This window comes from Rufibacter sediminis (genome assembly GCF_014269285.1).
Classification (GTDB): domain Bacteria; phylum Bacteroidota; class Bacteroidia; order Cytophagales; family Hymenobacteraceae; genus Nibribacter; species Nibribacter sediminis.
This window is the reverse complement of record NZ_JACOAF010000008.1, coordinates 274787-299367: the sequence shown is the minus strand read 5'-3', so window position 1 is coordinate 299367 and position 24581 is coordinate 274787. Positions and strand designations below refer to the sequence as shown.

Below are 24581 nucleotides of genomic sequence, written 5' to 3'. Positions count from 1 at the left end.
TTAGGGGCTGTTTTCCGGAAAACAGCCCCTAAACACCCTCCCGCTTATTATGCCCCTGCTATTTGCCAGAACTGAACACTGATATAAATCAGTTTTGCCCCTACAATTGCTCACTCTTCTTTCTGACCAAAGGAAGGAGCTTTGCTGCTTTATATCTGTCACGCATGCACACCTCAGCTCCTCCTACCAGAACCCTTGTTTATTGGCTTTTTTCCGGTGCCCTGCTCATTCTAGCCATGGTGGTCATTGGTGGCATCACCCGCCTGACCGGCTCGGGCCTGTCTATAGTGGAATGGAACGTCATCTCGGGCACCTTGCCTCCCCTCACCCAGGCTGCCTGGCAGGTGGCGTTTGAGAAATACCAGCAATTCCCCGAGTTCCAGAAGGTGAACTTCAGTATGACTCTAGTTGACTTCAAGCAGATTTTCTGGTGGGAATACCTGCACAGGCTGCTGGGTCGCGTGATCGGGTTGGTATTTATCGTTCCCTTCATGTTCTGGCTGGTGCGGGGGCAACTCTCCGGCCGGCTTCTGAAAAGGCTGCTGTTTATTTTGTTTCTGGGCATGTGCCAGGGGGCCATGGGTTGGCTCATGGTGAAAAGCGGCCTGGTAGACAATCCGCACGTGAGCCATTACCGCCTTGCCGCCCACCTCTGCCTGGCCCTGGCCCTGATCAGCACCATCCTTTGGACCATAGGCGATCTAACTTTTAAGCACCAGCGGAGTTCGCACTCAGACCTCTGTTTTCTGCGCTCCGCGAAAGGTTTGCTGGCTTTCCTGTTCCTCCAGATTGTCTTAGGCGCTTTTGTGGCGGGTCTGAAAGCCGGGTTCTACTACAACACTTTCCCGCTTATGAATGGGGAAGTTTACCCGTCGGTGCTGCACGAGGTGCTTACCTGGCAGAACTTCATGGAAAATGGCTCTCTGATGCAGTTTGTCCATAGATGGGTGGGCGTGGGCGTTTTGGGCCTCCTTTTCAGATTCTGGCTTAAAAGCAGCCGGCCCGCTATTCCGCTGAAAACGAAACGACTCGCGTTGATTCTTCTTTCTCTGGGATTGGTTCAGGTGGTTTTGGGCATTGCCACTTTGCTGCTGCAGGTACCGGTACTGTTGGGAGTGCTGCACCAGGTGGTGGCCTTTGTCCTTTTCTCCTGCGGCGTTGTGCTGGTGCACCAGCTGCAACGGGCTTACCAAGTACCGGCCATGTTAGCGCATCAGCCGGAGAAAGTACCCGCTTTAAGATAGTTTTCCAGCTGCGGTAATACAAAGGGCAACCACTTAGGGTTGCCCTTTGTATTTTTAAATATGTTTCAGAATGCGTGAGACAAGGCATGCCTTGCCTCTACAGGGTCTGCGTTTATTTGCTACCGTTCCGGAAAATCCGGACCGGGAAAAGCCGGTAATCGTTGAGGTTGAGGGCGTAGAGGAAACCTTCCCAGTGAAGGATGGGCACGATGCCGGTGGGCGTGATGCCATTATTGTTAGGGATCGTTACCAGAGCGTTGCCCACGTAAGAGGCGTCTTTCAAGCCTAGCCTATCGGTGATATGACTCAGGAAAGCGTCTTTCTGGTCTTTGGAGGAAGTGAAGCCTATTTCGCGGGGCACCAGCTCCTCTCCTTTTCCCTGGGTGTAATACGTGACTTTTTCTACGGTATTGATGGAAATATCCGGCAGGTAAAGCCGCGGCACGGCGGTCTTGGCCTCGCCGGCGTGGTAGAACTGCACCGATTGGGAGAGCGGTTTCACCAGATCTGGCAGGTTGGCGGCTTTTTCCAGGCGCTTCAGCCGTTCAGCCTTGCTCTTCTGCACCGAGGCCTCCACCGTACCCGACGACTCTGTGGAAGCCTGCAACAGCTGGTCATGCTTCTGGTGCACGTCCAGGATTGCGGTAAAGGTATTGATGAAGTGATCGGTGTTCTTGAGATGGAAAACCTCCAGTTCCGGGGTCTTCTTCTTGGCCACCAGATACGTGTGGATGTTCCTGGTTTTCTCGTACACGGCCTTCATCTTGGAAGCCTGGGGCGTGCCCTTGTAACGGGTGCTCAGGTCCTGCAACTGACTAAGCCGGCGGTTTGATTCTTTGATATACCCAATTTCCTGTAAACCCAATTCATCGCCGGCGCCTACCACTACCCTACGGCCGGTCTCCTTCATCCCGAAAAGGGATCGCACGAAATCCATCATTCAGAGAGTATCTTTTTAAGGTGCAGCGTCTCAATTTCAACCTGGATTTTCTCGGCGTTTTTCTGATTCTCGAAGAAATTGTCCAGGTTGTTTAAATACAGATCGAGAAGGGCGTCCTGCTCTTGGGTCAGGACGCTTTCCAGGGCTGTTTTATGTAAAGGATCATCAGCCATTATTCAATCTCAATTCGTTTGGATTTGCCCAAGGTACCCAGAATTTTGCTGTTGAGCTCCTCCTGTACCTGAGCCAGCTCTTTTACGGCTTCGGCCCGTTTGCGGCTGCCTTCCTCTGAGATCTTGATCACGGCATCCAGCGTCTCCACCATGTCTTTGTTCACCTTTTTGAGGGTATCCACGTCCACAATGCCGCGCTCGTTTTCCTGCGCCGCCGTCACCACGTTGGTTTTGAGCAGCTGCGAGTTTTTCAGGAGCATCTCATTGGTGGTATCGGTGACTTTCTTCTGGATTTCCAGCGCCTTGCGTTGTTTCTCCAGCCCCAGGGCAATAGCCACCTGCTGGCGCCACACCGGAATCACGGTCACAATGGAGTTCTGGATTTTCTGAGCCAGCACGTCATTGGTGGTCTGGATCATCCGGATCTGCGGCATGGACTGCGTGGCAATGGTGTGCGACAAGGTGAAATCATGCACCTTTTTCTCTAAACGGTCTTTAAACGCCACCATGTCGGCGAGGCGCTGCACTACCAGTTCGTCCTGGCCGCTGCTTTCCACCTCAGACTGAAGCTGCGGGATGAGCTCGTTCTCAATCTCCTCAATCTTCATCTTGCCGGCGGCAATGAGCGAGCGCACCTCATGGATGTACTCCACCACCTGCTTGAACATGACCTCCAGCCCGGTAGTGTCTTTCAGGACGCTCTGGCGGGTTTTCTCCAGCTTCACCACTACGTCATCCACGTTCTCAGACACGGAGTTGTACTGGCTGGCCAGTTGCTTGGTTTTGTCCTTGATTTTGCCCACGAACGGAAGGCGCGAGAAGAAACCGGGTTTCTCAGTCTCGTCTACCTTGATCATGTTGATCTGGGTGAGCAGTTCATTGATGGCGGCTCCGGCATCGCCTGAGTCTTTGGCTTTTACCTTGGTCAGGAGCTCGTTGGAATAATACCCCAGTTTGCGCTGCGTCTCCACGCCAAAGGAGCTGAGGCTTTCAGGCTTGGTAGGGTCTATGGTCTTGGAGATCTCCAGCGCTTTCTGCTGAATCAACTCTTTGTTTTCTGACAAAACGATTTCCTTGTTTTCCATGGTGTTTATCTATTAGCGGGATGCGGGTTCTGAATGGATTCTAACTCAGTGACAAACTCTTTGATGTTCTGGTGGCGGCCGTTGACCTCAAACCACTCAATCTCATTTTTGGGCAGGTACTCGCCCAGCAAACCGTGTACTTCCTGCAGCAGCTCGGGGCCTTTGCGGGTCCTGAACTCGGGATTTTTATAGAAGGCGCTCAGGTATTGCACCTTCACTTGCCCTCCCTGGGTCACGGCCAGCTCCTTCACCTCCACCACCAACTCAGACGATTTCTGATGATCGGTCACGATGGTTTTGTAGACGCCTTTTTTCTCGTCTTCCAGCACCGCGCGGCATTTCTCCTGAAGTTCTTTCAGGGTGCGCTGCAGTTTCTGGTTGGGCCTGATGCGGTGGCCATAGATATATCCTAAAAATCCGGCCAGTATAAATGCGAAAAAGAGTGCCATACGTTTACTGTTTACTTTAAAAACGCAAAAACTGCCCGATTCTATACGCAGCCGCCCGTGAAAGCGCCAAGGTTGTGCCCGTCATTCTTTGAAAGGAGCCTTTCCGGCGCAATTTTCTTTCTGCTTTTAGCATCCTTCCTAATACCCTGGCTTCTATTGGTCGAGGAACGGAGCCAAATATTACCATTTTGGGCGCAGTTTTTATAAAGCTTACCAAATCCTGTTTTGAGGTCGATTTTGGAAAATCGGCCTCAAAACGAACGCCCCCCGGCTTGTTACAAGATAGACATTTTCTGTCAGGCTACCAGCTTTGGCCCATCGTGTTTCGTCTGAGGTATTTTAGCGGGGAAGCCCTACGGGATTAATGGTTACCTTTGCCCCAGAAACGACCCCTTGTATGCTCCAAAAAATCCTGGATACCCTGAAGATTGACCGCCTGAACCCCATGCAGGAGGAGACGCTGGCCGCCGCCCAGAAAAGCGATGTCATCTTGCTGTCGCCCACCGGGTCTGGGAAAACCCTTGGGTACCTGCTCTCGGTTCTGCCCCGGCTGAACCCCGACGTTCAGGAGGTGCAGGCTTTAATTCTGGCCCCCTCGCGGGAGCTGGCCCAGCAGATTGAGCAGGTGTTCAGGAGCATGGGCACCGGTTTTAAGGTAGATTGCCTGTACGGCGGGCACGCCACCAATCCTGAGAAACGCAGCCTGGCCTACCCGCCGGCGCTCTTGATTGGCACCCCAGGCCGCATTGCGTACCATTTGCGGGAAGAGAATTTCGCGGTTGCCTCGCTCCAGACGCTGGTGCTGGATGAGTTTGACAAATCACTGGAATACGGGTTTCAGGAAGACATGGCCTACATCATCGGGCAACTGAAAAACCTGAACAAACGGCTGCTGGTCTCGGCCACGGCCATGCCCCAGGTTCCTTCCTTCACCAAACTCAAAAATCCGGTGATGGTGAATTACCTGCAAGAAGCCAGCAACGCGCCAGATCTGCAGGTGCGCACCGTGGAGGTGCAGAAAGGCAACAAGATGCAGGCCTTGTTAGACGTGTTGTGTTCCATTGGCACGGCTTCCAGCATGGTTTTCTGTAACCAGCGCGAAACCGTGGAAGCGGTAAGTGATTTTTTGAGCGGCAAAAACCTGCCGCACGGCATCTTCCACGGTGGCCTGGAGCAGCCGGACCGTGAGCGCACGTTGATGAAGTTCCGGAACGGCACCTACCGCACCTTGGTGAGCACCGATCTGGCCGCCCGTGGCCTGGACATTCCCGAGGTGGAGTTTGTCATCCATTTCCAGGTGCCGGACCAGGAGAACTTCACCCATCGGAACGGCCGCACTGCCCGCATGAACGCCAAAGGCACCAGTTACCTGCTCCTGCACCCCGATGAGAAACCGGCGTATCTGTCCAAGATTCCGCCAGTAGAGAAATTACCCGCCAGAGCCGTATTGCCCCCACCCTCTCCCTGGGAAACTCTCTACATCAGCGCCGGCAAAAAAGACAAAGTGAACAAGGTAGACATTGTGGGTTGGATGCTGCAAAAAGGAGGCCTGGAGAAATCTGACCTCGGCCGCATTGAACTGCAGGATAACGCCGCGTATGTAGCCGTCTCCAAGACCAAACTTGACAAAGCCGTGAAGCTCCTGCAGCAGGAGAAACTGAAGGGCAAGAAGGTGAAGATTGAAAAAGCGATGTAAGTTTCTTCCTCACTGTGCCTTTAGTTCTTGTTTAGAATCATAGGGAAAAGGGCAGGCATTTACCCGTTCGGCATCGTCAAAGAAGACAACAGAAGGTCAACCAGAGGAAGACGAGGAAAGTAATCGATTTAACTTTTTCGCCTGCCTTCTCCTTCTTATCAAACACAGTGAGGCAAGCAAGCCGATCCTTTACAAAACAATACTCCGTTTCATGCCTGTTTTTCGGGAAACAGGCCGGAAACGGAGTATCTTAAAATGCTCTTTTGTGGGGGTTAGTGCAGAAGTTCTTCCTCTTTCAGCCAGTCAAAGATGATCTGGTCCACGGGTGATACTTTCGCCCGATCAGCGTAGGTTAACCACACCACTTCTTCTATCTCGTTGGCCGCTTGAATGGTGCCTTTGTACGCCCCGGTGTAGCACGTCATCTTCACCTCTACGCCGGGGGCATGACTATCGGCCTGGGCCTGGAACGTCCCGAAGTAGTTCACCGTTTCCTCCACCAGATCCACGCTCAGCTCTTCCTTTATCTCGCGGGCCAGAGCGGTGAAATCATTTTCGTCCTGCTCCCTTTTGCCGCCCGGAATGTAGAATTTCGTGCGCCCTTTGCTGCGGGAACTCAGAATCTGCCCATCCTTGATTTCGATCCAAGCCAGCTTATCAATGGTTTCCATGTCTTTTCGGTTACGTGAAGCGGATGGATGAATATACTCATTTTGCGTCTGCTTCTCCTCCACCAGACGTTATTTTTCAGGCGGAAATACGCAGGTATGACCGCAGCTGCGGCTTTCCGTTTCAGGCCTGTTTTCCTGAAAACAAGGGAAAAGCGCGGGAGGCCTCTATTCTTCGGAAACCCAAAGTGACAAGGGATAGATGAAGCTGGAAGTCAACTTCTGAAAGGGAGCTTCTTTTCCGGTACATCAGGGATTGATACAAGTGGGAAAAGCAGGAATAGGTATACCCTTTGCTGAGAGACAAAGGGTACAAAGTTATCTGGGCGATGGGGGAAGGAAGAAGGTTACTCCTTCTTCTTTTCCTTCTTTTCTGGAGGGGTGGAGGAGAAATTTCCGTCTTCGTCAACGTACATGATCATATCCTCTAACTTGCCACCCGTAGAGTTCTCCTGACGCTCTTGTTTGCGTTCTTCTTTGTCTTTTTTCTTTTTCAGTTTTTTCTGCTCTAGTTGTTTCTTCATGAAACTGTTCTGTGATCTTGCCATAGTCAACGGTTAAATTTAACATGTACCCAGGTCCATCTCTTGCTTCTGCGAAAGGTCTGCAATCCCGGGCATCTCCTTTTCCGGAAAGCCCTCGCGCAATTTTCTTCTATTCTATCAGGTACGCTTTCTTTTCTCTTTATACGAGAAAACCGGTGAAATATCTGATTACAGAAAAAATACCGATCGCGTTTGTACGTGTAGCCCAGAGACAAGAAAGGGAATGGGCGGGAAAACCTGGAACTCAGGTTTCAAGGATTATCAGAAAACTTAGGACCAGCTACGTAAGCTGCGGCGTAAGAGAGGAGATAATGATTGCTTTCCGGTACAAAGGTACGCATTTTGTAGCTACGGACCAACGCTTCGCCAGAGCTGAATTGAACCTTTTTAAAATATAATTTTACTTTTTCTAGGATACCTTGAACTTATCTCTACCTTTGAGGGTATTAGATGTATAATAACAACAATATGAATCAAGGAACAGTAAAATTCTTCAACGACTCTAAAGGGTTCGGTTTTATCAAAGACAACAATACAAATCAGGAGTACTTCGTACACGTATCTGGATTGGTAGATGAAATCAGAGAAAACGACGAGGTAGTCTATGATCTTCAAGAAGGAAGAAAAGGACTAAACGCTATCAACGTTAAACGCGCTTAGTCTTTAGCTATAAAGACACAGTACAGAAAAGCCTCTCCGATTGGGAGAGGCTTTTTTATGCCTGTTTGTGTAGGCGTTCTTAGTCTGTTTTTCAGAAAATGGCCTTAAAACGTTTAGACGAGGTTTAAATCAGGATTCCCCAAACACATACGTGTCCATGAACTCATTCCTGAACTTGCCTTTGGGGTCATGCTGAAGCAGCAATTGCCTGAAATCCTCCATCCTTTCATACCGCGACTGGAGCACCGCTGGTGACATGGTAAACAATTTCCCCCAGTGCGGCCGAGGCTGGAAGGGTTCCAGTTTTTCTTCTATCAACGGCAGGAGTTGCAGCACCACTTCCTCGTCCTGCTTCCAGGTAAAGTGAAACGCCACCGTAGTCTGCTGGTACTGCGGACTCAGCCACAACTCATCGGCCTTGATGGTTCTGATTTCTGACACAAAGAGATGCGGCGAGATCTTTTCGTGCAGTGACTCTATGGCTAGGATGGCCTCATACGCATGCTCGATGGCCACGAAGTACTCGCTCTGCAATTCTGCCCCGGCACTTGGCTTAAAGCCCATCTTAAAGTGCGGCAAAAGCTCGTACCACTCGCCGATCTCACCTAACTGATCTGTCGTGTTCTCGGGAGATTGATCTTCAATCGGGTGCAGTTTCTGAGTGGCGAGTTTTGCCCCGAACAGTTCCGGCTCAATAGTGGCTGGTTGCCCCTCCTCTACTTTGCTCTTCACCCACACCTGGTTGATGTACTGGTTTTCCCAATGCGTAAACAAACTCACGCTGTACCCTTTCGACATGATCTCCACAAAATGGTCTTGCAGCGCACGCATAGGTAGATTGCGGTACACCACTTGCGTCATTTGGAAGGTGGGCACCAGATCAAGGGTGATTTTAGTCACGGCACCCAGTCCACCAAGGGCTACTACTGCGCCGTTGAACTGCTCGCCATCCTTTTCTCTGGAGAGCGTCACTAACTCCCCCGCTGCATTCACAAACTCAATCGCAGAGACGGAAGTAGCCAGGTTGCCGTTTTGGATGCCGGAACCATGGGTCGCCGTGGAACAAGCTCCAACCACGGTGATGTGCGGTAAGGAAGCCATATTGGGTACGGCATAGCCATTTTCATGGAGAAAGGATGAGAGTTCACCGTAGCGCATTCCTGCTTCTACAGTTACCTTATGCGCTTCTTTATCCAGAGAAACTACAGCATCCATTTTCTGGAGGGAGATCAAGTTCTCTTTACTATCAGCAATGCGATTGAAGGAGTGGCGAGAACCTAGAGTACGCAGCCGAACACAACTCTTGACAAGTTTCTGCACTTCAGGAACTGTAGAAGGATACGTGACTGCCTCGGTACTGTAGGTCAGATTGCCCGCCCAGTTTTTTTGCTTCTTTTTTGATTTAAGCCTAGAAACGAATTTTGCCCTTCTGGCAAGAGAATGAATGAAAAGGGCGCCACTGGTCAAAAACAAGGCAGCTTTTAATACAGATCTTTTGCGCATACTGCAGATATAAATTCTAGTAACTCCGGCCCAAAAATGGGCTAGACAGAAGTATTCAATACCAAAATGTCACGAGATTTTCTTCGCTTTCCCCTACGCCGCCAACCGCTGAAGAATACATTTACAGGGTTCCGCCGAGGTCACCTTCACCATGTGGCGCTTGTGTAGCGGAATGGCAAAGTAATCGCCGGGAGACAGGTAGTTTTCCTGTTCTTCCACCGTGATGGTGCAGGTACCTTCCAAAATCAGAAAGAGTTCCAGTTCATCGTGGTGAATTTCCTCTTCGGCCATGTCTTTGAGCCAGACAATAGCAGTGGTGGCGCTGGGCGTGTACCCGATGATCTTCACGTAAATGTCCTCAGCATAGGAAGGAACCTGTAGGTCGGGGCGGGAAAGCCAGGCCGCGTAGTCCTCTGGCTTGGAGTCTGGGGTGAGGTTGGGCGGTGAGGTGACGGCTTCTCCTTTTTGCAGGCGATCCATGTAGTCAATGGTGGCTAGCACCAGCGGCTTGATGGTAGGTCTTGGCTCCACAGCATGGGCCAAGGCATAAGCTTCTATGCTCTGCCGGATGCTTTCAATCTCTTGCCGCACTTCTGGGTGAGCAGCGGCCATCTGTTCCACCTCCAGGGTTTCTTCTGGCGAGGTAGCGGCCATGACGTACAGCTCTAAAATCCCGGATTCAATAAAGTCAGTAATGGGGTTCATGCTGTTTTCTCCGCTCCTATGTGTTTGAAGGCCAGTTTCAATTGCCTTTTAAGTAGTTCTTCTGAAATTCCCAAGGCCTCGGCCGCCTGGGGGCAACTGTACCCTTTCAGGTAAATTAAATCAATGATGGCTCTCTCTTGGGGCTCCAGCTGGCAAAAGGCTTCTTGATCGAGCTTTGCTTCTGGCAGGTTCTTTAGGGGTTCCGTTTCTGGTGATCTGGGCGCTACCCCGGCATTCGGGATCAGGTGCCCGTATTTGCCGGTTCGCTGTGCTTCCAGGGCAATCCCCCGGGCAATGGCCAGCGCCCAGGTAAGAAACCTGGATTGGGAGGGATCGAAAATATGGGTGCGGGACCAAATGGTCAGGAATGTCTCTTTCAACACCTCCTCAGCCACCTCGGTTTGGGGAACCATGCGGGAAATCATGCCCATCAGAACGGGGGCGTACGCATCGTATAAAAGCCCGAAAGCTTCCTGTTTCCCCATCCTGATCGCCTGAATCAGGTGTTCCTCCTCCGCTACCCCCAACCTATTTGCCGCCATACATCTCTTCTGTTAACGTTTGGTCTCCCCTGATGCCACCTGCAAGAAGACGACTCTAAGATACACCAAGGAAGACTGATCCCCAAACGACACCAGGATTTACCTCATGGTCAGCTTAGAGGCAGGAAAGTACCCCACGGCTTTCTTCACCCATGGCTAGTGACGGTAGAAGATGAAACTTACCGCTTATTTTGGCAGCTGCAGCACAAACTGCTTTCCGGGAGCAACGGTCAGTTTGAAGGCTTTAATCCAGGGATTATACAGGCGCAGGGTCTTGTAATTGGTGCCCTGATCCACCGCGAATTGGGCCAGGTCTGGAATAGTAGAGGTGACCGTCAGGGAACGGGTAGGGAGAACGTCATAGCCTTGCTCCTTGGGCAGTTCAAAGCCATATTTCTCCGGATTACCCAATACTTCCTTCAAAGCCAAGATGCGGAACATATACCGGGATGTTTCATCGTTCAGGTACAGATCATAATACGAGCTCACCTTCTGTTTTTCCAGGGCTCGGTCAATTCCGCCCACTCCCCGGTTATAGGCAGCGGCGGCATTGGTCCAGGAGCCGAATTTCTTTTTCGCCGATTTCAGGTAACGGCAGGCGGCCAGCGTAGATTTCTCCACGTGAAAGCGCTCATCCACCTCAGCATTAACCAGCAAGCCATAGCCCCGGGCGGTATCGGGCATGAGCTGCCAGAAGCCGGAAGCCCCGGCTGGTGACGTTACCTGACTGAACAGGCTCTCGGCCAGAGAAAGATACACAAAGTCGGCGGGCACGTCATTTTCCTTGAGCAGACGCTCAATTTCGGGTTGGTACCGTTGCATGCGCTTGAGCCCCAGCAAGGTGGTGGCCTGCAGGTAGGAATTTACCAACAGTTCCCGGTCCAGCCGCTCGGCCACATCGGGTACCTCCAAAGGAACCGGTTCTCCGGCAAATGATAAGGCCGAAGGCAAGGTTGGGGCTTTGATGACGCTCCCGCGGGTAAACGTGGCGCCGGTTCCTTCCCCGGTGGCCCCGCCGCCGGAAAAGGTCTGCTGGCTGCACAGGTTCAGGGTAATGGCGATAAAGCCCAGTCCGCCAAGGTATTTCCAAATGTTATGTGTCATGCGCTGCTCCTTTCTGGCCGGTTGTTGCTCTATAGATAACCCCTCCCCGACCTCTTTTCGTGTATCCCACGTATTCTTCTGTTCACATTTTACGTGCTTTCGGCTGTCCAGAGTACAAGATACGTTCCAAAAATTTTGGAGGAAAGGGAATTAAACGCCGGAAAGAACGCCTCCTGAACCAACTCCTCGTTTTAGACCTTCTTTCCGGAAAACAAGCTGAAAACAGATCAGACCAGGAGCAGACGTAAGGCCGAAGGGCATTGTGCATCTTATAACACATTGATAAACCAGACTTTACCCTGAGGTAATAGTAAAAGAGAAACTTTACTTCATGGAAAAGCTAATCATCCTCTACTGCATCTTGATCCTTGTCCTTATAGGGGTCATCCTGTGTTCGCTGCTCTTCGTCAAGAACCAAGCAGCCCAGAACGCTCTTTCGCTTCAGGAAAAAGTACTTTTTGCCTGCGGAGGGTTAATCGGGTTACTTATTCTGCATCTGAATTGGTTGCTGTTGCCCTGGAGCCGGGAGCAGAAGGGAGATGTGGTGGCCTTCAGCAGTACCATCCTGTTGACGCTGCTTTTATTCGTGCCCATCTTTTTCCTTTTCCTGCAGAAACCCCGGGAGCAGGATCTATAACCACCCGCTGTGGTCCGAGCATTGACTCTTGCTTAGGAGTATCCTGCTCAAATCTTCCCATTCTTTTGCAGGGAAACGTAACGCCGCCTTCAGAGAAGAAAAGTTCTGGGAGTCAGGAAGTACGTGTCTGGAACCGAGTGAAAGAGAGGAACAGCGGCTTGCGTAGACCCTAGCGGAAGAAAGGTTTTACGGTGTTAAATCCCCTTTCTTTCTTAACCCAATCTAGACCTCCGCGTATAGACGTTAGTAAATACAAACTAACTGACTTTATAAAACTATGGCTAAGTTAAAAACACTGGAAGACCTTTTTGAGCACCAACTCAAAGACCTATATAGCGCAGAGAAACAAGGCGTTGCCGCGCTTACCAAGATGATCAAAGCCACCGAAGACCAGAAGCTGAAGCAGGCGCTGGAAACCCACCTGGAGGAAACCAAAGCGCAGAAAGACCGTCTGGAGCAGGTGTGCGAATTAGTAGGAACCAGCCCCGGACGCATGAAGTGCAAAGCCATGGAAGGCCTGGTGGAAGAAGGCGAAGAAACCATTGAGGAAGACGCAACCCCCGAGGTGAAAGATGCGGGCCTCATTGCCTCTGTGCAGCGCATGGAGCATTACGAGATTGCTGGTTACGGAACAGCCGCTCACTTCGCGGAGCGCCTGGGCCACGCAGAAGCCGCCAAGCTTCTGAGACAAACCCTGGAAGAAGAGCAAAAAACCGATACCCTGTTGAATGACCTGGCCAAGAGCTACATCAACGAGAAAGCCGAATAGCTTTTGTAAACCATCAACAGGAAAGCCTGCTCTTAGGAGCAGGCTTTCCTATTTTAAGGCCATTTTGACCAAAATAGGCTAAAAAGAGCGGCACTGGAAGGGAGTTAACGGAATAATCCGGAAATTTGAAGGGACATGTCACCTACCGCTATCCTTTCCTCCTTACCTGAGTTACCGGTCAAAGAAGCCCTGCCCCGGCTGCTGACCGCCTTGGAGACCAACTCCCGCGCCGTGCTGGAGGCGCCGCCCGGAGCCGGTAAAACCACCCTCGTTCCTCTGGCCCTGCTGGAAGCCAGCTGGCGCACCGGTGGAAAAATCATCATGCTGGAGCCTCGGCGGTTAGCCGCGCGGGCCGCTGCCCAGCGCATGTCAGATCTGCTGGGCGAAGAAGTGGGCCAGACCGTGGGCTACTGGGTCCGGATGGAGCACATCGTCTCTGATAAAACCCGCATTGAGGTTGTGACCGAGGGCATTCTCACGCGCCTGCTCCAGAGCGATCCCGGGCTGGAGGGAGTTGCCGCCATCATCTTTGACGAATTCCATGAACGCAGCCTTCAGGCCGATGTAGGATTGGCGCTTGCCCTTGATGCCCAGGCGGTGCTTCGGCCAGATCTGCGATTGCTGGTGATGAGCGCCACCCTGGATGCGGCCTCCGTGGCAAATTGGCTTGAAGCCCCCGTGGTGAAAAGCGAGGGCCGCCAGTTTCCGGTGGAGACGCACTATCTCTCCCCCGCCGAGATGGCTTCGGCCGGACAGAGACCCGCCGAGCGTTTAACGGCCCTTTTACCAACATCTATCCGAAAAGCCCTGGAGCAGGAACCCACCGGTGACGTCTTGGTTTTCCTGCCCGGCATGGGCGAGATGCGCCGCGTGGCCCAGGCCCTGGAAGGAAAACTGGCCTCTATCATAGACCTGCACCTGTTGCACGGCGACCTGAACCTTACCCAACAACTGGCCGCCATCCGCCCCGCCCCGGCCGGTCGCCGCAAAATCGTGTTGGCCACCAGCATCGCGGAGACCAGTTTGACCATTGAGGGCGTGAAAGTGGTCATTGACGGCGGCTATGCGCGCGTGCCCAAGTTTGTCCCCCGCATTGGGCTCACCACGTTGGCCACTATTCCGGTCTCCCGTGCCGCCGCCGACCAGCGCCGGGGCCGCGCTGGCCGATTAGGACCCGGCATCTGTTACCGGATGTGGTCTTCCGCGGATCAACTGCAACTCGCCGACCGCCAAACTCCGGAGATCTGCGAAGCGGACCTCACGGGCCTGGCCCTGGAACTCTCCATCTGGGGAGCGCCGGAAGCCACTGATCTGAAGTGGCTGGATACGCCGCCCGCCGCCGCCCTCTCCCTGGCCCGTGATCTTCTCATCCGGCTGGAGGCGCTGGACCAAAACGGGAAAGCCACCGCGCACGGAAAAGCCTTGGCGGCCCTGGGCCTTTCGCCTCGGTTAGGCCATTTGGTGGTACGAGGCCATGCCTTGGGGCTGGGAACTACTGCCTGTGATCTGGCAGCGCTGCTCTCGGACCGCGATATCCTGAAACCCCTGCAAATCTCCTGGGCCGATCCGCTCCCGGACTTAACCCTGCGCCTGGAGATTTTAGACGGTCAGTCGCCACCCACGCCGGGTTACGCAGTGGATGCCAACACCGTCCGGAAGATCAGGGAACAGGCGCAGAACCTGCGGCAGCGCATCCGGGAAAAAAGAAAACCGCTTGATTTTGGTGCGACGGGTCTGCTAACCGCCCTCGCCTATCCAGACCGGCTGGCCCAGCGGGAAACCTCCGGCCGCATTCGGCTGATCTCGGGGCAGCGGGCGGCTTTGCAGACGGAGTTGTTCGGCGAAGCCGAGTTTTACGCCATCGCCCACATGGAGCTTGGATCAAGACCCAGGGTTTTATCAGCGGCGCCGGTTTCCAAAGAAGAGCTGCTCACTCATTTCGCCCATCAACTGGAGCGGGTGGAGGAAGTCCGCTGGGATGCCGTCACGGAGAAAGTAATTGCCCGGCAGATGACCCGCATGGGAGCGTTGACGCTGGAGGAACTTCCCCTCACCAGCCCCAATCAGGAGCTGGTAGCGGAGGCCCTTTTACAGGCGTTACAGGAGAAAGGCGTGGAGCGGCTGCCGTGGTCAGACGAAGCGCAGAAAACACTTCAGCGCCTGGCTTTTCTGCACCAGCTTTCCCCGGACCAGTGGCCCGATGTTTCAGTTTCCCAGTTGGAAGAAACGATGAAAGAGTGGCTGCTGCCGCATCTGGTAGGTTTACGAACCCTGGACCAAGTGGCCCGGCTGGATTTCAAGGAGATTTTGCTCGCTGATCTTTCTTGGGAGCAACGGCAGGAGATGGACCGCCTGGCTCCTTCGCACCTGGAGGTTCCCAGCGGATCGCGCATTGGCGTAGATTACTCAGAGGTGACCTCCCCGGTGTTGGCCGTGCGGCTGCAGGAAGTCTTCGGGATGCTGGACACGCCCCGCGTGGGGGGTGGCAAGGTGCCGGTGCTGATGCATTTGCTCTCGCCCGCCTCGCGCCCGGTGCAGGTAACGCGGGACCTGAAAAGCTTCTGGAGCACGGGGTATTTCGAGGTACGGAAAGATCTGAGGGGACGCTACCCCAAACACCATTGGCCCGATGACCCGCTCTCGGCTCCACCCACCAGAGGCACGAAGAAAAGGCCGCAGTCCTCCTGACCGGCAATTATGGAGTTCTGTTTTCGCGCTGTTTTTCAGAAAACAGCCTAAAAACAAGAAAGGGGAAGCCGAAGCTTCCCCTTTCTTGTTTTTAGGCTGTGCTGGATTATTTTCCGGCGTTTCTCACCTGAGCGTTTGCTCCGGCCGGACGCTCTGGACCATCCTTTTCGCCATCAGAGCCTTTTACTTTTACTAATTTGTTGTAAAGGCCTAACAGCAGGAAGGGAGCTGGCCACTGTCCAACGAACAGCGCTTCGTCATCCTTCTTCATAACTTTCAGGGTAGCCGATACCGCCATTGAACCAAGGGCGGCCCATAGGAAAAGGTCAGAAGGTAACTTGGCAGTATACTCTTCAATGCTACGAGCTACTGGTCCTTCTTTATGGTCTGGGTTGTAGTTATCAGCGGCTTCTTTGATGCTTGATGCGTCCATAGTTTTATCAGATTATAATTTGTGGTACATGAGTATCAAAACGTAGGAAGCATTTCTAGGGTTTACAAAAATGTGCAAGAAATGCAATGGAAGAACTCCAAGGAATGGCTATTTGCCTGGTGAATGTCAATTTGTTGCAATAGAAATTCACATCCTGCCTTCTTAATTGCAGCTTCGTGGCGGTGAAGTCCATCTCATTTCCGCAGTAGCACAAGATGATTTCCCTGAAGACCGAAAACCCAATTCACCTAAAACGCTCATGACTCAGGAACGCTCTTAATATAAAGAAAGCGTTCCTCAGCCACGAGCGTTTTATACCTGTTTTTGGGAAAACAACCTAAAAACAGGTGAGCGGCTTTGGGCCGGATCGCCTCAGAACAGATCCAAAGAAAGCTGTTCGGTTCTCTTCACCGGCTTCATCTTTTCCACCACTTTTGGGAATTTCACTGGAGAAACGGCCACACTAACCGGAGGTCCGTCAATGATATACACCTTTGATTCTTCATACCGGGAGGCTACTACTATTTGCGTGCCATCGGCGTGTTTGGTGAAAAGCTCTTCCACCAGTTGGGGGCAGTTGTTTTGTTTGGAAAGGTGGCCCAGCAGCACATGACTCATAAAGGCCGGTTTGTAGGCCGTGAACAGCGCCAGCGCCTGCCGGTTCGAAAGGTGCCCATGGTTGCTTCTAATTCGCACTTTCAGGTGGTACGGGTAAAAGCCTTTGTCCAGAAGCTCCTCATCATAATTGGTTTCCAGAAAAGCGGCGTGGCATTGCTGGAATTGCCGGATCACGTGGTCACAGGGCGTCCCGATGTCGGTGAAAACGCCTACGTTGATGCCCCCGCACGAAACGATGAAACTATGCGGATCTGCGGCATCATGGAACTTGGGAAACGCCGTGACCGCAAGGCCCCCGATCTGGACGGGTTCGTAAGCCGAGAAGGAGTTCACTAACTGGTCCTGCAAGCCAAACCGAAGCCCGCGCAGGGTAGCCGCCGTGATGTACACCGGCAGGTTGTATTTCTTAGAGAGCACCGGCAACCCTTTGATGTGGTCAGAATGCTCATGGGAGATGAAAATGGCTTTCACCTTGTCCATGGACAGCCCCTGCCGCTTCATGCGTTGTTCAGTTTCGCGGCAGGAAATGCCCACATCCACCAACACTGCCTCCTGCTCATTCCCAATGTAATAGCAGTTCCCATTACTCCCCGATGCCAATGACGAAATGATCAACCCCATAGAAATACAAAAGTAAAGTAAGTTTCGCGCAATCCCCACCTATCCTCGTAGCAGTTTAGCTAGAAACTGAAAAGGACACCTCTACTTTACATAGTATTTTCACCAGGGACAAACCTCAAGACGTCTCAACTCCATATTAATTAGGAACCGATGGTTCTTAATCTGGCTGCGAAGAACGGCGGGGAAGCAGAATGGGGTCCAGCACGATGCGCTCCGGCGTGGTGCCGTAATAATCTTTGCTGCCGATGAGTTTCAAAAACAAGTGGGCGGTCTCCTCCCCCATCCGGATGGTTTGCTGGTCCACCGTAGACAGGGAAGGCGTCACGAAAGCGCCAAACGCCTCGTTCGCGAAACCCATGATCCCGATCTCCTCCGGCACCTTGTAGCCTTTCTCCAGCAACAGCTGCAGAGCGCCCATGGCCGTATAATCTTCCGCCGCAAAGACGGCGTCAAAGTTCATCTGCTTGTCCAGCATCTGCTGCACCGACTCTTTCCCGAACTCCAGCGACAACTTTCCCTTGAAGATCATTTTCTCATCGACCGGCAGGTTGTACCGTTGCAGAGCATCGCGGTAGCCTCTGAAACGCTCCTTGAAAATGGTCAGGTTTTGATCTGAGGTGAGGTGCGCAATGTTTTTGTAGCCTTGCCCAATGAGGTGTTCGGTAGCCAGAAAACCCGCCCGGTAGTCATTAATGGTGACCGAAGGCACGGGCAATTCATTGATGGCGCGGTCAAAAAACAATAGCGGCACCTGCCGTTTGCTGATCTGCTCGTAAAATTCCTTTATTTCCACTTCGCCGGAAACCGAGGAGATGATGCCGTCTACCCGGGACTGCAGGAACGTCTCAATGCCTTTCTGCTCCTGCGACAGCGATTCGCCGGTTTGGTACAGCAGCATGCTGTACCCGTTCTCATTCATGACCTTCTCCAGACCGTGCACTACCGAGCTGAAGAAGCTGGTATCCAAACTGGGCACAATAATCCCGATGACGTTGGTGCGGCCAGACCGCAGCGAGGAAGCCAGTTTGTTCTGCTGGTAATTGAGCCGCTTGGCCGTCTCCAACACGGCCGCCTTGGTAGCGGCGCTAATGGCCGGATGGTCGTTTAAGGCCCGCGCTACCGTAGAAAAGGTTACGTCTAACTCGCGGGCAATATCATGTATGGTTGTTTTCTTCAAGGTATCTGTGGGGCAGGCATCATCTTTCTACCTCTCCGCTTTAAAGTTCTTAAAACTATTTAAAATATGTTGCTTTATCAGTACGATTTCACCAAAACAGCCCCAAAACGGTAGACCTATTTTTGAGTGCAGCAGCACGTTCAAAGAGCCGTTCACAGCAAATTGTTCTGTCTAAAAGACTTAACTGCCGGTCTACCTCTGCCAAAGAAGAATTTCGCTGATCAAACTTGCAAAAAAACACGGATTCTGAGCCTATTATTTTCTATTCTCGAAAAATAAGCTTAAACTTATGCCAACGTTGGCATTAAGTGGGTTCTTCCTCCTGAAGGATGGACATATCTGCTTACCCTCGTTATACATTGATCATTCTGTTACCAAGCACTTTATGCTCTTATTAGGAATAGACGTAGGCACTTCTTCCATCAAAGTTTCTGTGGTGGATGCGGCTACGCAGAAAAGCCTGGTTTCTGCCCAATATCCGGAAACCGAGTCAAAAATAAACTCCCTGCAACCCGGTTGGGCCGAGCAGTCGCCGGAGATGTGGTGGGAACATGCGCAGCAGGCCATCCAGAAAGCGAACGCCTCGGGAGCATATAACCCGCAGGACATTGGTGCCATTGGCATTGCCTACCAGATGCACGGGTTGGTGATTGTGGACCAGAACCAAGAAGTTTTGCGGGAATCTATTATCTGGTGCGACAGCCGCGCGGTACCTTACGGCCAGAAAGCGCTGGAGCACATTGGTCAGGAGCAAAGCCTTTCGCGCCTGCTCAACTCCCCAGGGAATTTCACCGCCGCCAAATTGGCCTGGGTAAAGGAAAACGAGCCCGAAACGTTTAGCAAAATTCACAAGATCATGCTGCCCGGCGACTACATCGCCATGAAACTGACCGGAGAGATCACCACCAGCGTTTCGGCGCTGTCTGAGGGAATCTTCTGGGATTTCCAGAATGATGAGGTGTCGCAGGATGTGATGAATTACTTCGGCTTCAGCCCGGACATCATCCCGGAGGTGCGGCCTTTGTTTTCTTCGCACGGCGAGGTAAAGGCGGAGATTGCCTCGGCTTTGTCTTTGAAGGCCGGCATTCCGGTGGCTTATAAATCTGGGGACCAACCCAACAACGCGCTTTCCTTGAACGTGCTCAATCCCGGTGAAGTAGCCGCTACGGCTGGTACCTCGGGCGTGATTTACGGCGTGAGTGACCAACTGGTGTATGATCCGCAGTCGCGCGTGAACACGTTCGCGCACGTGAACTATGCGCCAGATTCCAAGCGCGTGGGCGTGCTCATGAACATCAACGGCACGGGCATCATGAACAGCTGGGTGAAGGAAAACATGGGGCAGGGCCTCTCCTACCCGCAGATGAACGAGGAAGCCCTTAAAACGCCTGTTGGCAGCAACGGCCTGCGCATTTTCCCCTTCGGGAACGGGGCCGAGCGCGTGTTCAACAACCGCATCATTGGGGCGCAGTTCCACAACCTAGACTTCAACTTACACACCAAGGCCCATGTTTTCCGGGCGGTGCAGGAAGGTATCGCGTTTACGTTCCGCTACGGTCTGGACATCATGCGGGAGAACGGCATGAACCCCAGCGTGATCAGGGCCGGAAACGCCAACATGTTCCTGAGCGGGCTGTTCTCGGAGGCTTTCGTGAACGCAACGGGCGTGCCGGTGGAGTTGTACCAGAACGACGGCAGCGTGGGCGCCGCCCTGGGAGCCGGCATAGGAGCCGGAACTTTTACTTCGGCGGAGGAAGCCTTTAGCCGTTTTGAACGTTTAAGGGTAATTGAACCCACCCAGACCCAGGTCTACGAAGCGGCTTACCAAGACTGGAAAGCTTTATTGCTAAAACAACTGAGTAACTAATCTTTTTTCTTACATACATTTTTAACCTCATGGCAAATCTAACCTTAGGCGACAAAGAATATTTCCAAGGCATTGGACAAATCAAGTTTGAAGGTCCAGAGTCTGATAACCCTTTAGCGTACCGCTGGTATGACGAGAACCGCGTGGTAGCGGGCAAAACCCTGAAAGAACACTTCAAGTTTTCAGTAGCGTACTGGCACTCGTTCAACGCGAACGGATCTGATCCGTTTGGCGGCCCTACCCTGAACTTCGCCTGGGACGAGAGTTCTGATGTGATTGCGCGCGCCAAGGCTAAAATGGATGCCGCTTTTGAGTTCATCACCAAACTGGGCATGCCCTACTATTGCTTCCATGACGTGGACGTGGTAGACTATGGCAATGACGTGGCCGAAAACGACCGTCGTCTGCAGACCATGGTAGAATACGCGAAGCAGAAACAAGCCGAAAGCGGCGTGAAATTGCTTTGGGGAACGGCCAACGTGTTCTCGCACAGCCGCTACATGAACGGTGCCTCTACTAACCCAGATTTCCATGTGTTGGCGCACGCCGCCGCGCAGGTGAAAGGTGCTCTGGATGCTACTATTGCCTTAGGTGGTGAAAACTACGTGTTCTGGGGAGGTCGTGAAGGCTATATGACCTTGTTGAACACCAACATGAAACGCGAGCAAGAGCATCTGGCCCGTTTCCTGCATTCTGCCAAAGACTATGCGCGCGCGCAAGGTTTCAAAGGAACATTCTTCATTGAGCCCAAGCCGATGGAGCCAACCAAGCACCAGTACGACTATGACTGCGCTACCGTAATCGGGTTCCTGCGTCAGCATGACCTGTTGGGTGACTTCAAAATCAACATCGAGGTGAACCACGCCACCCTGGCGGGCCATACCTTCCAGCACGAGCTGCAGGTAGCCGCCGATGCCGGTGTATTGGGTTCAGTGGATGCCAACCGTGGTGATTACCAGAACGGCTGGGATACCGACCAGTTCCCGAACAACCTGAACGAGCTGACCGAGTCTATGCTGATCTTCCTGGAGGCCGGTGGCTTGCAAGGCGGTGGCGTGAACTTTGACGCGAAGATCAGAAGAAACTCCACCGATCCGGCTGATTTGTTCCATGCCCACATCGGCGGAGCCGATACGTTTGCGCGTACGTTGATCACTGCTGACAACATCCTGCAGAAATCTGATTATCTGAAAGTGAGAGAAGAGCGTTACGCTTCTTATGATAGCGGCAAAGGCCAGGAGTTTGAGCAAGGCAAGTTGACCCTGGAAGACCTGCGTGCTTACGCCATTGAGCAAGGTGAGCCAGCGGCGAAAAGCGGTCGTCAGGAGTACCTGGAGAACCTTATCAACAAGTTTATCTAAGCAGGTTCCCAGTGAGTAAGATAACGAACGGACAAGATACAGCGGGGCAGAATATTCCTTACATCGCTGGGATTACATTGATTGCCACCTTGGGTGGATTGCTCTTTGGGTATGACACCGCCGTGATCTCCGGTGCGGAGAAATCTGTGCAGGCGTATCTGATCACGGGCCAAGGGTTAAGCACCTGGGTACACGGGGTGACCATCTCCAGTGCCTTGATTGGCTGTATTCTTGGAGGTGCCATCTCCGGGGTCTTTTCCTCCAGAATGGGTCGGAAAAAAACCTTGATCATTGCGGCGGTGCTGTTTTTACTCTCCGCGCTCGGGTCTGGGTATCCAGAGTTCCTGTTCTTTCAGGAGGGCGAGCCCACCATGGGGCTGCTGTACATGTTTAACTTCTACCGGATCATTGGGGGCATTGGGGTTGGTTTAGCCTCCGCCGTGTGCCCGGTGTACATTGGTGAGTTAGCGCCGGCCAACCTGAGGGGCCGCTTGGTATCCCTGAACCAGTTCGCCATTATCTTTGGTATGCTGGTGGTGTATTTTGTGAACTGGGGAATTTCCAACGGCCAATCAAGCGAATGGCTGGATACCGTGGGCTGGCGCTACATGTTCCTGTCTGAGGCTATCCCGGCGGGGCTGTTTGGCCTGCTGATGTTCCTGGTTCCGGAATCGCCCAGATACCTGAGCATGGTCAACAGAGACGAAGAGGCACTTAAGATCCTGACGAAAGTCAACGGAGCGGCCAGTGCCAAAAAGATCTTTGCTGACATCAAGAACACGGTAGAGCACCATTCGGGCAAACTTCTTTCCTATGGGAAAACGGTGATCATCATTGGTATTCTGCTATCGGTGTTCCAGCAGTTTGTGGGAATAAACGTGGCCTTGTACTACGCCCCACGGATTTTTGAAAGCATGGGTGCCGGTAAAGACGCTTCAATGCTGCAAACGGTAGTGATGGGTGTGGTAAACGTGTTCTTCACCGTACTGGCCATTCTCACTGTGGACCGTTGGGGAAGAAAGCCGTTGCTGATGGTAGGTTCCATTGGTATGGCGATTGGCATGTTTGCCATTGCGGCGCTCTCCTTCTATGAGATCATCGGCATCAGTACGTTGGTGTTCATCATCCTCTACACGGCTTCGTTTATGATGTCCTGGGGACCAATTTGCTGGGTGTTGATCTCGGAGATTTTCCCGAACAAGATCAGGGGGAAAGCCGTGGCCGTGGCCGTAGCGGCGCAGTGGGCAGCCAATTATTTCATCTCTGCCACTTACCCTTCCATGATGGAATACAGCGGCGCATTCACGTACGGCTTTTATGGCGTTATGAGCGTGCTGTCGCTGCTGTTCGTCTGGAAAATGGTACCCGAAACCAAAGGCAGAACCCTGGAAGACATGGAAGCCTTGTGGATGAACAAGCCCTCCTACTCTCAGGAGCAACCTACCCTTATTTCTAAAAGATAACCGTCATTTAGTTAAAAATGTAAAAGGCTGCCTTGTAAAAGGCAGCCTTTTTTGTGTTCCTGCATCATTCTTTCAAACAACTACTCCGGATTTCCTGCAGTTTTATATTCCTGCGTGATCATTTCTAACTTTTACTCCAGATGTCAGGCAGTGCAGTTAATCCAAACAGTGCAGTTGAATTAAACCAAAGGCTCGCTTGAGCGACCAAGCTTGTTCTTTCAAATATTGGATGAAGTCTCAAAGCTTCATCCTCCATCCATTGTTGAGCACGAGAAAGTAAGATGATTCCCGAGGTTTTGTCTCTGTCTGTTTCCATTCCCAATAGAGAAACCTTTTCGTAAAGCACAAGAATAATCAACTCGTTCGCTCAATCTCCATCGCTTGTTCAACGTTAATTCGCCGCCCTTGTTGGTGTTTTCACCAACAAGCCCGACACAGTTAATTTCCCGATTGAATGTGGACATACATACATCAACTGCCTGGGTTCTTACCTGTGACTTACAGAACAAGTGCTGCATTTTAAGGGTGTTTTCAGGAAATCAGCCTTGAAACAGAATCGCTATCAGATTGACAGAAGCAAGCAGAACAGTAAGTCACCCATAATCCGCCGGGAAATGTTTTTGCCTCGTTTTGCTAAAACAGGCGTAAAATGGAGACTGTCTTACAAAGAAAAAGCGGGCTCTTTCAAGCCCGCTTTTTCTTTGTTTTACTCTTGGGTGGCATAGGTCCTCTTCTGAATAGATCTCAGTTGAAAAACATCCAGAGGATGACCTCACGTGCCGTTTACGCCTGCTCCTGCATGATTTCCTTCATCTTCTCGGCATCGGCTACGAATTTAGCCAATCCGCTGGCGGTGAGCGGATGCGTCAGAAGTCCCAGGATGGGCTCCAGCGGACAAGTGCAAACATGAGCACCGGCTTCGGCACACTTCACAATGTGCATAGAGCTACGGATAGAGGCGGCTAGAATCTGTGTTTCGTATCCTTGAATCGCGTAGATGTTGGCAATCTGCTCAATCAGCTGTACCCCATCCCAGCCGATGTCATCTACCCTACCCAAGAATGGCGACACGTACGTAGCGCCGGCTTTGGCGGCCAAAATCGCTTGTCCGGCCGAGAAGACCAGCGTACAGTTGGTTTTGATGCCTTTGTCAGTGAAATACTTGATGGCTTTCAGACCGTCTTTGATCATGGGAACCTTTACCACAATGTTGGGGTGCAGCGCCGCCAAAGTATTTCCTTCCTCAATCATGGAATCAAAATCCGTGGAAAGAACTTCGGCACTGATGTCTCCGTCCACAATTTCACAGATGGCTTTGTAATGGTCAAGGGTAGCTTGCACTCCCTTGATGTTCTCCTTCGCCATTAATGACGGGTTAGTAGTCACACCGTCCAAAATACCCAAATCATGGGCCTCTCTAATATCGGCCAAGTTGGCCGTGTCAATGAAAAACTTCATAGTAAATGGTTTTAGGTTTTTATCTTATACTCAAGCTTATAGCTTTAGTCTGACTCTATTTACAAAAATTAGTATCAGGTAGGATATACAATAAATGTACTATTGACAATTATAGCAATTTTAGGACTGTTTTCCAAAAAGAAGCCTTAAATCTCTATTGATTTCTTTGCTGAAA

At 52.0% G+C, this 24581-nt stretch carries 24 protein-coding genes; 9 read left to right on the top strand and 15 right to left on the bottom strand.

What is annotated here, in order from left to right; translation table 11 throughout:
• The first annotated feature begins 164 nt into the window (after positions 1-164).
• Positions 165-1244, top strand: coding sequence for a COX15/CtaA family protein (locus H7U12_RS04070; RefSeq protein ID WP_186633260.1), 1080 nt, complete (start codon positions 165-167; stop codon positions 1242-1244).
• 112 nt (positions 1245-1356) lie between these two features.
• Here the strand turns inward: H7U12_RS04070 and H7U12_RS04065 are convergent, their stop codons facing one another.
• The 4 genes from H7U12_RS04065 to H7U12_RS04050 are packed head-to-tail and all read right to left on the bottom strand — an operon-like array spanning position 1357 to position 3891.
• Positions 1357-2184: a hypothetical protein gene (locus tag H7U12_RS04065; protein ID WP_186633257.1), complete on the bottom strand. Its 828-nt coding sequence runs from the start codon at positions 2182-2184 to the stop codon at positions 1357-1359.
• The gene (locus H7U12_RS04060) at positions 2181-2357 is read right to left on the bottom strand and encodes a hypothetical protein (RefSeq protein WP_186633254.1); all 177 of its coding nucleotides are present in this window, start codon (positions 2355-2357) and stop codon (positions 2181-2183) included. The genes H7U12_RS04065 and H7U12_RS04060 overlap by 4 nt, the downstream gene beginning before the upstream one ends.
• The gene (locus H7U12_RS04055; protein WP_186633251.1) at positions 2357-3442 is read right to left on the bottom strand and encodes a toxic anion resistance protein; all 1086 of its coding nucleotides are present in this window, start codon (positions 3440-3442) and stop codon (positions 2357-2359) included. Before H7U12_RS04055 ends, H7U12_RS04060 begins: the two co-directional genes overlap by 1 nt.
• 5 nt (positions 3443-3447) lie before the next feature.
• Complete coding sequence (locus tag H7U12_RS04050) at positions 3448-3891, bottom strand: hypothetical protein (RefSeq protein ID WP_186633248.1); 444 nt, start codon at positions 3889-3891, stop codon at positions 3448-3450.
• A 397-nt stretch (positions 3892-4288) separates the two neighbouring features.
• Between H7U12_RS04050 and H7U12_RS04045 the strand changes: the two genes are divergently transcribed.
• Complete coding sequence (locus H7U12_RS04045; RefSeq protein ID WP_186633245.1) at positions 4289-5587, top strand: DEAD/DEAH box helicase; 1299 nt, start codon at positions 4289-4291, stop codon at positions 5585-5587.
• Between the two features lie 272 nt (positions 5588-5859).
• Here the strand turns inward: H7U12_RS04045 and H7U12_RS04040 are convergent, their stop codons facing one another.
• Both H7U12_RS04040 and H7U12_RS04035 read right to left on the bottom strand, forming a co-directional pair.
• The gene (locus tag H7U12_RS04040; RefSeq protein WP_186633242.1) at positions 5860-6258 is read right to left on the bottom strand and encodes an NUDIX hydrolase; all 399 of its coding nucleotides are present in this window, start codon (positions 6256-6258) and stop codon (positions 5860-5862) included.
• 344 nt (positions 6259-6602) lie between these two features.
• Complete coding sequence (locus tag H7U12_RS04035) at positions 6603-6779, bottom strand: cold-shock protein (RefSeq protein WP_241749106.1); 177 nt, start codon at positions 6777-6779, stop codon at positions 6603-6605.
• 489 nt (positions 6780-7268) lie between these two features.
• Between H7U12_RS04035 and H7U12_RS04030 the strand changes: the two genes are divergently transcribed.
• The gene (locus tag H7U12_RS04030) at positions 7269-7460 is read left to right on the top strand and encodes a cold-shock protein (RefSeq protein WP_186633236.1); all 192 of its coding nucleotides are present in this window, start codon (positions 7269-7271) and stop codon (positions 7458-7460) included.
• Between the two features lie 129 nt (positions 7461-7589).
• Here the strand turns inward: H7U12_RS04030 and H7U12_RS04025 are convergent, their stop codons facing one another.
• The 4 genes from H7U12_RS04025 to H7U12_RS04010 form a co-directional block, all read right to left on the bottom strand.
• Positions 7590-8963, bottom strand: a complete 1374-nt coding sequence (locus H7U12_RS04025) for an FAD-binding protein (protein ID WP_186633233.1) — start codon at positions 8961-8963, stop codon at positions 7590-7592.
• Between the two features lie 93 nt (positions 8964-9056).
• The gene (locus H7U12_RS04020) at positions 9057-9668 is read right to left on the bottom strand and encodes a cupin domain-containing protein (RefSeq protein ID WP_186633229.1); all 612 of its coding nucleotides are present in this window, start codon (positions 9666-9668) and stop codon (positions 9057-9059) included.
• The gene (locus H7U12_RS04015; RefSeq protein WP_186633226.1) at positions 9665-10210 is read right to left on the bottom strand and encodes an RNA polymerase sigma factor; all 546 of its coding nucleotides are present in this window, start codon (positions 10208-10210) and stop codon (positions 9665-9667) included. Before H7U12_RS04015 ends, H7U12_RS04020 begins: the two co-directional genes overlap by 4 nt.
• A 186-nt stretch (positions 10211-10396) precedes the next feature.
• Positions 10397-11314 (bottom strand): lytic transglycosylase domain-containing protein, encoded by a 918-nt coding sequence (locus tag H7U12_RS04010; RefSeq protein ID WP_186633223.1) that lies wholly within the window; start codon positions 11312-11314, stop codon positions 10397-10399.
• A 331-nt stretch (positions 11315-11645) separates the two neighbouring features.
• Between H7U12_RS04010 and H7U12_RS04005 the strand changes: the two genes are divergently transcribed.
• The 3 genes from H7U12_RS04005 to hrpB all read left to right on the top strand — a co-directional run bounded on the left by H7U12_RS04005 (position 11646) and on the right by hrpB (position 15408).
• Complete coding sequence (locus H7U12_RS04005) at positions 11646-11951, top strand: hypothetical protein (protein WP_186633220.1); 306 nt, start codon at positions 11646-11648, stop codon at positions 11949-11951.
• 277 nt (positions 11952-12228) lie between these two features.
• Positions 12229-12720 (top strand): YciE/YciF ferroxidase family protein, encoded by a 492-nt coding sequence (locus tag H7U12_RS04000; RefSeq protein WP_186633217.1) that lies wholly within the window; start codon positions 12229-12231, stop codon positions 12718-12720.
• Positions 12721-12855: 135 nt separating this feature from the next.
• Positions 12856-15408, top strand: coding sequence for an ATP-dependent helicase HrpB (gene hrpB / locus H7U12_RS03995; protein WP_186633214.1), 2553 nt, complete (start codon positions 12856-12858; stop codon positions 15406-15408).
• A gap of 106 nt (positions 15409-15514) precedes the next feature.
• On the opposite strand, the gene H7U12_RS03990 is transcribed toward hrpB, so the two are convergent.
• The 3 genes from H7U12_RS03990 to H7U12_RS03980 all read right to left on the bottom strand — a co-directional run bounded on the left by H7U12_RS03990 (position 15515) and on the right by H7U12_RS03980 (position 18257).
• Positions 15515-15841, bottom strand: a complete 327-nt coding sequence (locus H7U12_RS03990; RefSeq protein ID WP_186633211.1) for a hypothetical protein — start codon at positions 15839-15841, stop codon at positions 15515-15517.
• A gap of 372 nt (positions 15842-16213) precedes the next feature.
• Positions 16214-17080, bottom strand: coding sequence for an MBL fold metallo-hydrolase (locus H7U12_RS03985; protein WP_186633207.1), 867 nt, complete (start codon positions 17078-17080; stop codon positions 16214-16216).
• Between the two features lie 157 nt (positions 17081-17237).
• Positions 17238-18257: a LacI family DNA-binding transcriptional regulator gene (locus H7U12_RS03980; RefSeq protein WP_186633204.1), complete on the bottom strand. Its 1020-nt coding sequence runs from the start codon at positions 18255-18257 to the stop codon at positions 17238-17240.
• A gap of 385 nt (positions 18258-18642) precedes the next feature.
• Between H7U12_RS03980 and H7U12_RS03975 the strand changes: the two genes are divergently transcribed.
• From H7U12_RS03975 to xylE, 3 genes are read left to right on the top strand one after another with little or no spacing between them, the layout of a single operon-like run.
• Positions 18643-20124: a xylulokinase gene (locus H7U12_RS03975; RefSeq protein ID WP_186633201.1), complete on the top strand. Its 1482-nt coding sequence runs from the start codon at positions 18643-18645 to the stop codon at positions 20122-20124.
• Between the two features lie 29 nt (positions 20125-20153).
• Entirely contained in the window at positions 20154-21485 is a 1332-nt protein-coding gene (gene xylA / locus H7U12_RS03970; protein WP_186633198.1) for a xylose isomerase, read from the top strand.
• Positions 21486-21496: 11 nt separating this feature from the next.
• Complete coding sequence (xylE, locus tag H7U12_RS03965) at positions 21497-22948, top strand: D-xylose transporter XylE (protein WP_255897360.1); 1452 nt, start codon at positions 21497-21499, stop codon at positions 22946-22948.
• A gap of 124 nt (positions 22949-23072) precedes the next feature.
• Here xylE and H7U12_RS03960 read toward each other — a convergent pair whose 3' ends face one another.
• A complete protein-coding gene (locus H7U12_RS03960) occupies positions 23073-23264 on the bottom strand; it encodes a hypothetical protein (RefSeq protein WP_186633195.1) in 192 nt (63 codons plus the stop codon).
• A gap of 467 nt (positions 23265-23731) precedes the next feature.
• Positions 23732-24406, bottom strand: a complete 675-nt coding sequence (fsa, locus tag H7U12_RS03955; protein ID WP_186633192.1) for a fructose-6-phosphate aldolase — start codon at positions 24404-24406, stop codon at positions 23732-23734.
• Between the last annotated feature and the right edge of the window lie 175 nt (positions 24407-24581).

Excerpts from the sequence above, each read along its gene's own strand:
- H7U12_RS04070 (WP_186633260.1), top strand. The coding sequence starts at position 165 with ATGCACACCTCAGCTCCTCCTACCAGAACCCTTGTTTATTGGCTTTTT.
- H7U12_RS04065 (WP_186633257.1), bottom strand. The coding sequence starts at position 2,184 with ATGATGGATTTCGTGCGATCCCTTTTCGGGATGAAGGAGACCGGCCGT.
- H7U12_RS04060 (WP_186633254.1), bottom strand. The coding sequence starts at position 2,357 with ATGGCTGATGATCCTTTACATAAAACAGCCCTGGAAAGCGTCCTGACC.
- H7U12_RS04055 (WP_186633251.1), bottom strand. The coding sequence starts at position 3,442 with ATGGAAAACAAGGAAATCGTTTTGTCAGAAAACAAAGAGTTGATTCAG.
- H7U12_RS04050 (WP_186633248.1), bottom strand. The coding sequence starts at position 3,891 with ATGGCACTCTTTTTCGCATTTATACTGGCCGGATTTTTAGGATATATC.
- H7U12_RS04045 (WP_186633245.1), top strand. The coding sequence starts at position 4,289 with ATGCTCCAAAAAATCCTGGATACCCTGAAGATTGACCGCCTGAACCCC.
- H7U12_RS04040 (WP_186633242.1), bottom strand. The coding sequence starts at position 6,258 with ATGGAAACCATTGATAAGCTGGCTTGGATCGAAATCAAGGATGGGCAG.
- H7U12_RS04035 (WP_241749106.1), bottom strand. The coding sequence starts at position 6,779 with ATGAAGAAACAACTAGAGCAGAAAAAACTGAAAAAGAAAAAAGACAAA.
- H7U12_RS04030 (WP_186633236.1), top strand. The coding sequence starts at position 7,269 with ATGAATCAAGGAACAGTAAAATTCTTCAACGACTCTAAAGGGTTCGGT.
- H7U12_RS04025 (WP_186633233.1), bottom strand. The coding sequence starts at position 8,963 with ATGCGCAAAAGATCTGTATTAAAAGCTGCCTTGTTTTTGACCAGTGGC.
- H7U12_RS04020 (WP_186633229.1), bottom strand. The coding sequence starts at position 9,668 with ATGAACCCCATTACTGACTTTATTGAATCCGGGATTTTAGAGCTGTAC.
- H7U12_RS04015 (WP_186633226.1), bottom strand. The coding sequence starts at position 10,210 with ATGGCGGCAAATAGGTTGGGGGTAGCGGAGGAGGAACACCTGATTCAG.
- H7U12_RS04010 (WP_186633223.1), bottom strand. The coding sequence starts at position 11,314 with ATGACACATAACATTTGGAAATACCTTGGCGGACTGGGCTTTATCGCC.
- H7U12_RS04005 (WP_186633220.1), top strand. The coding sequence starts at position 11,646 with ATGGAAAAGCTAATCATCCTCTACTGCATCTTGATCCTTGTCCTTATA.
- H7U12_RS04000 (WP_186633217.1), top strand. The coding sequence starts at position 12,229 with ATGGCTAAGTTAAAAACACTGGAAGACCTTTTTGAGCACCAACTCAAA.
- hrpB (WP_186633214.1), top strand. The coding sequence starts at position 12,856 with ATGTCACCTACCGCTATCCTTTCCTCCTTACCTGAGTTACCGGTCAAA.
- H7U12_RS03990 (WP_186633211.1), bottom strand. The coding sequence starts at position 15,841 with ATGGACGCATCAAGCATCAAAGAAGCCGCTGATAACTACAACCCAGAC.
- H7U12_RS03985 (WP_186633207.1), bottom strand. The coding sequence starts at position 17,080 with ATGGGGTTGATCATTTCGTCATTGGCATCGGGGAGTAATGGGAACTGC.
- H7U12_RS03975 (WP_186633201.1), top strand. The coding sequence starts at position 18,643 with ATGCTCTTATTAGGAATAGACGTAGGCACTTCTTCCATCAAAGTTTCT.
- xylA (WP_186633198.1), top strand. The coding sequence starts at position 20,154 with ATGGCAAATCTAACCTTAGGCGACAAAGAATATTTCCAAGGCATTGGA.
- H7U12_RS03960 (WP_186633195.1), bottom strand. The coding sequence starts at position 23,264 with ATGGAAACAGACAGAGACAAAACCTCGGGAATCATCTTACTTTCTCGT.
- fsa (WP_186633192.1), bottom strand. The coding sequence starts at position 24,406 with ATGAAGTTTTTCATTGACACGGCCAACTTGGCCGATATTAGAGAGGCC.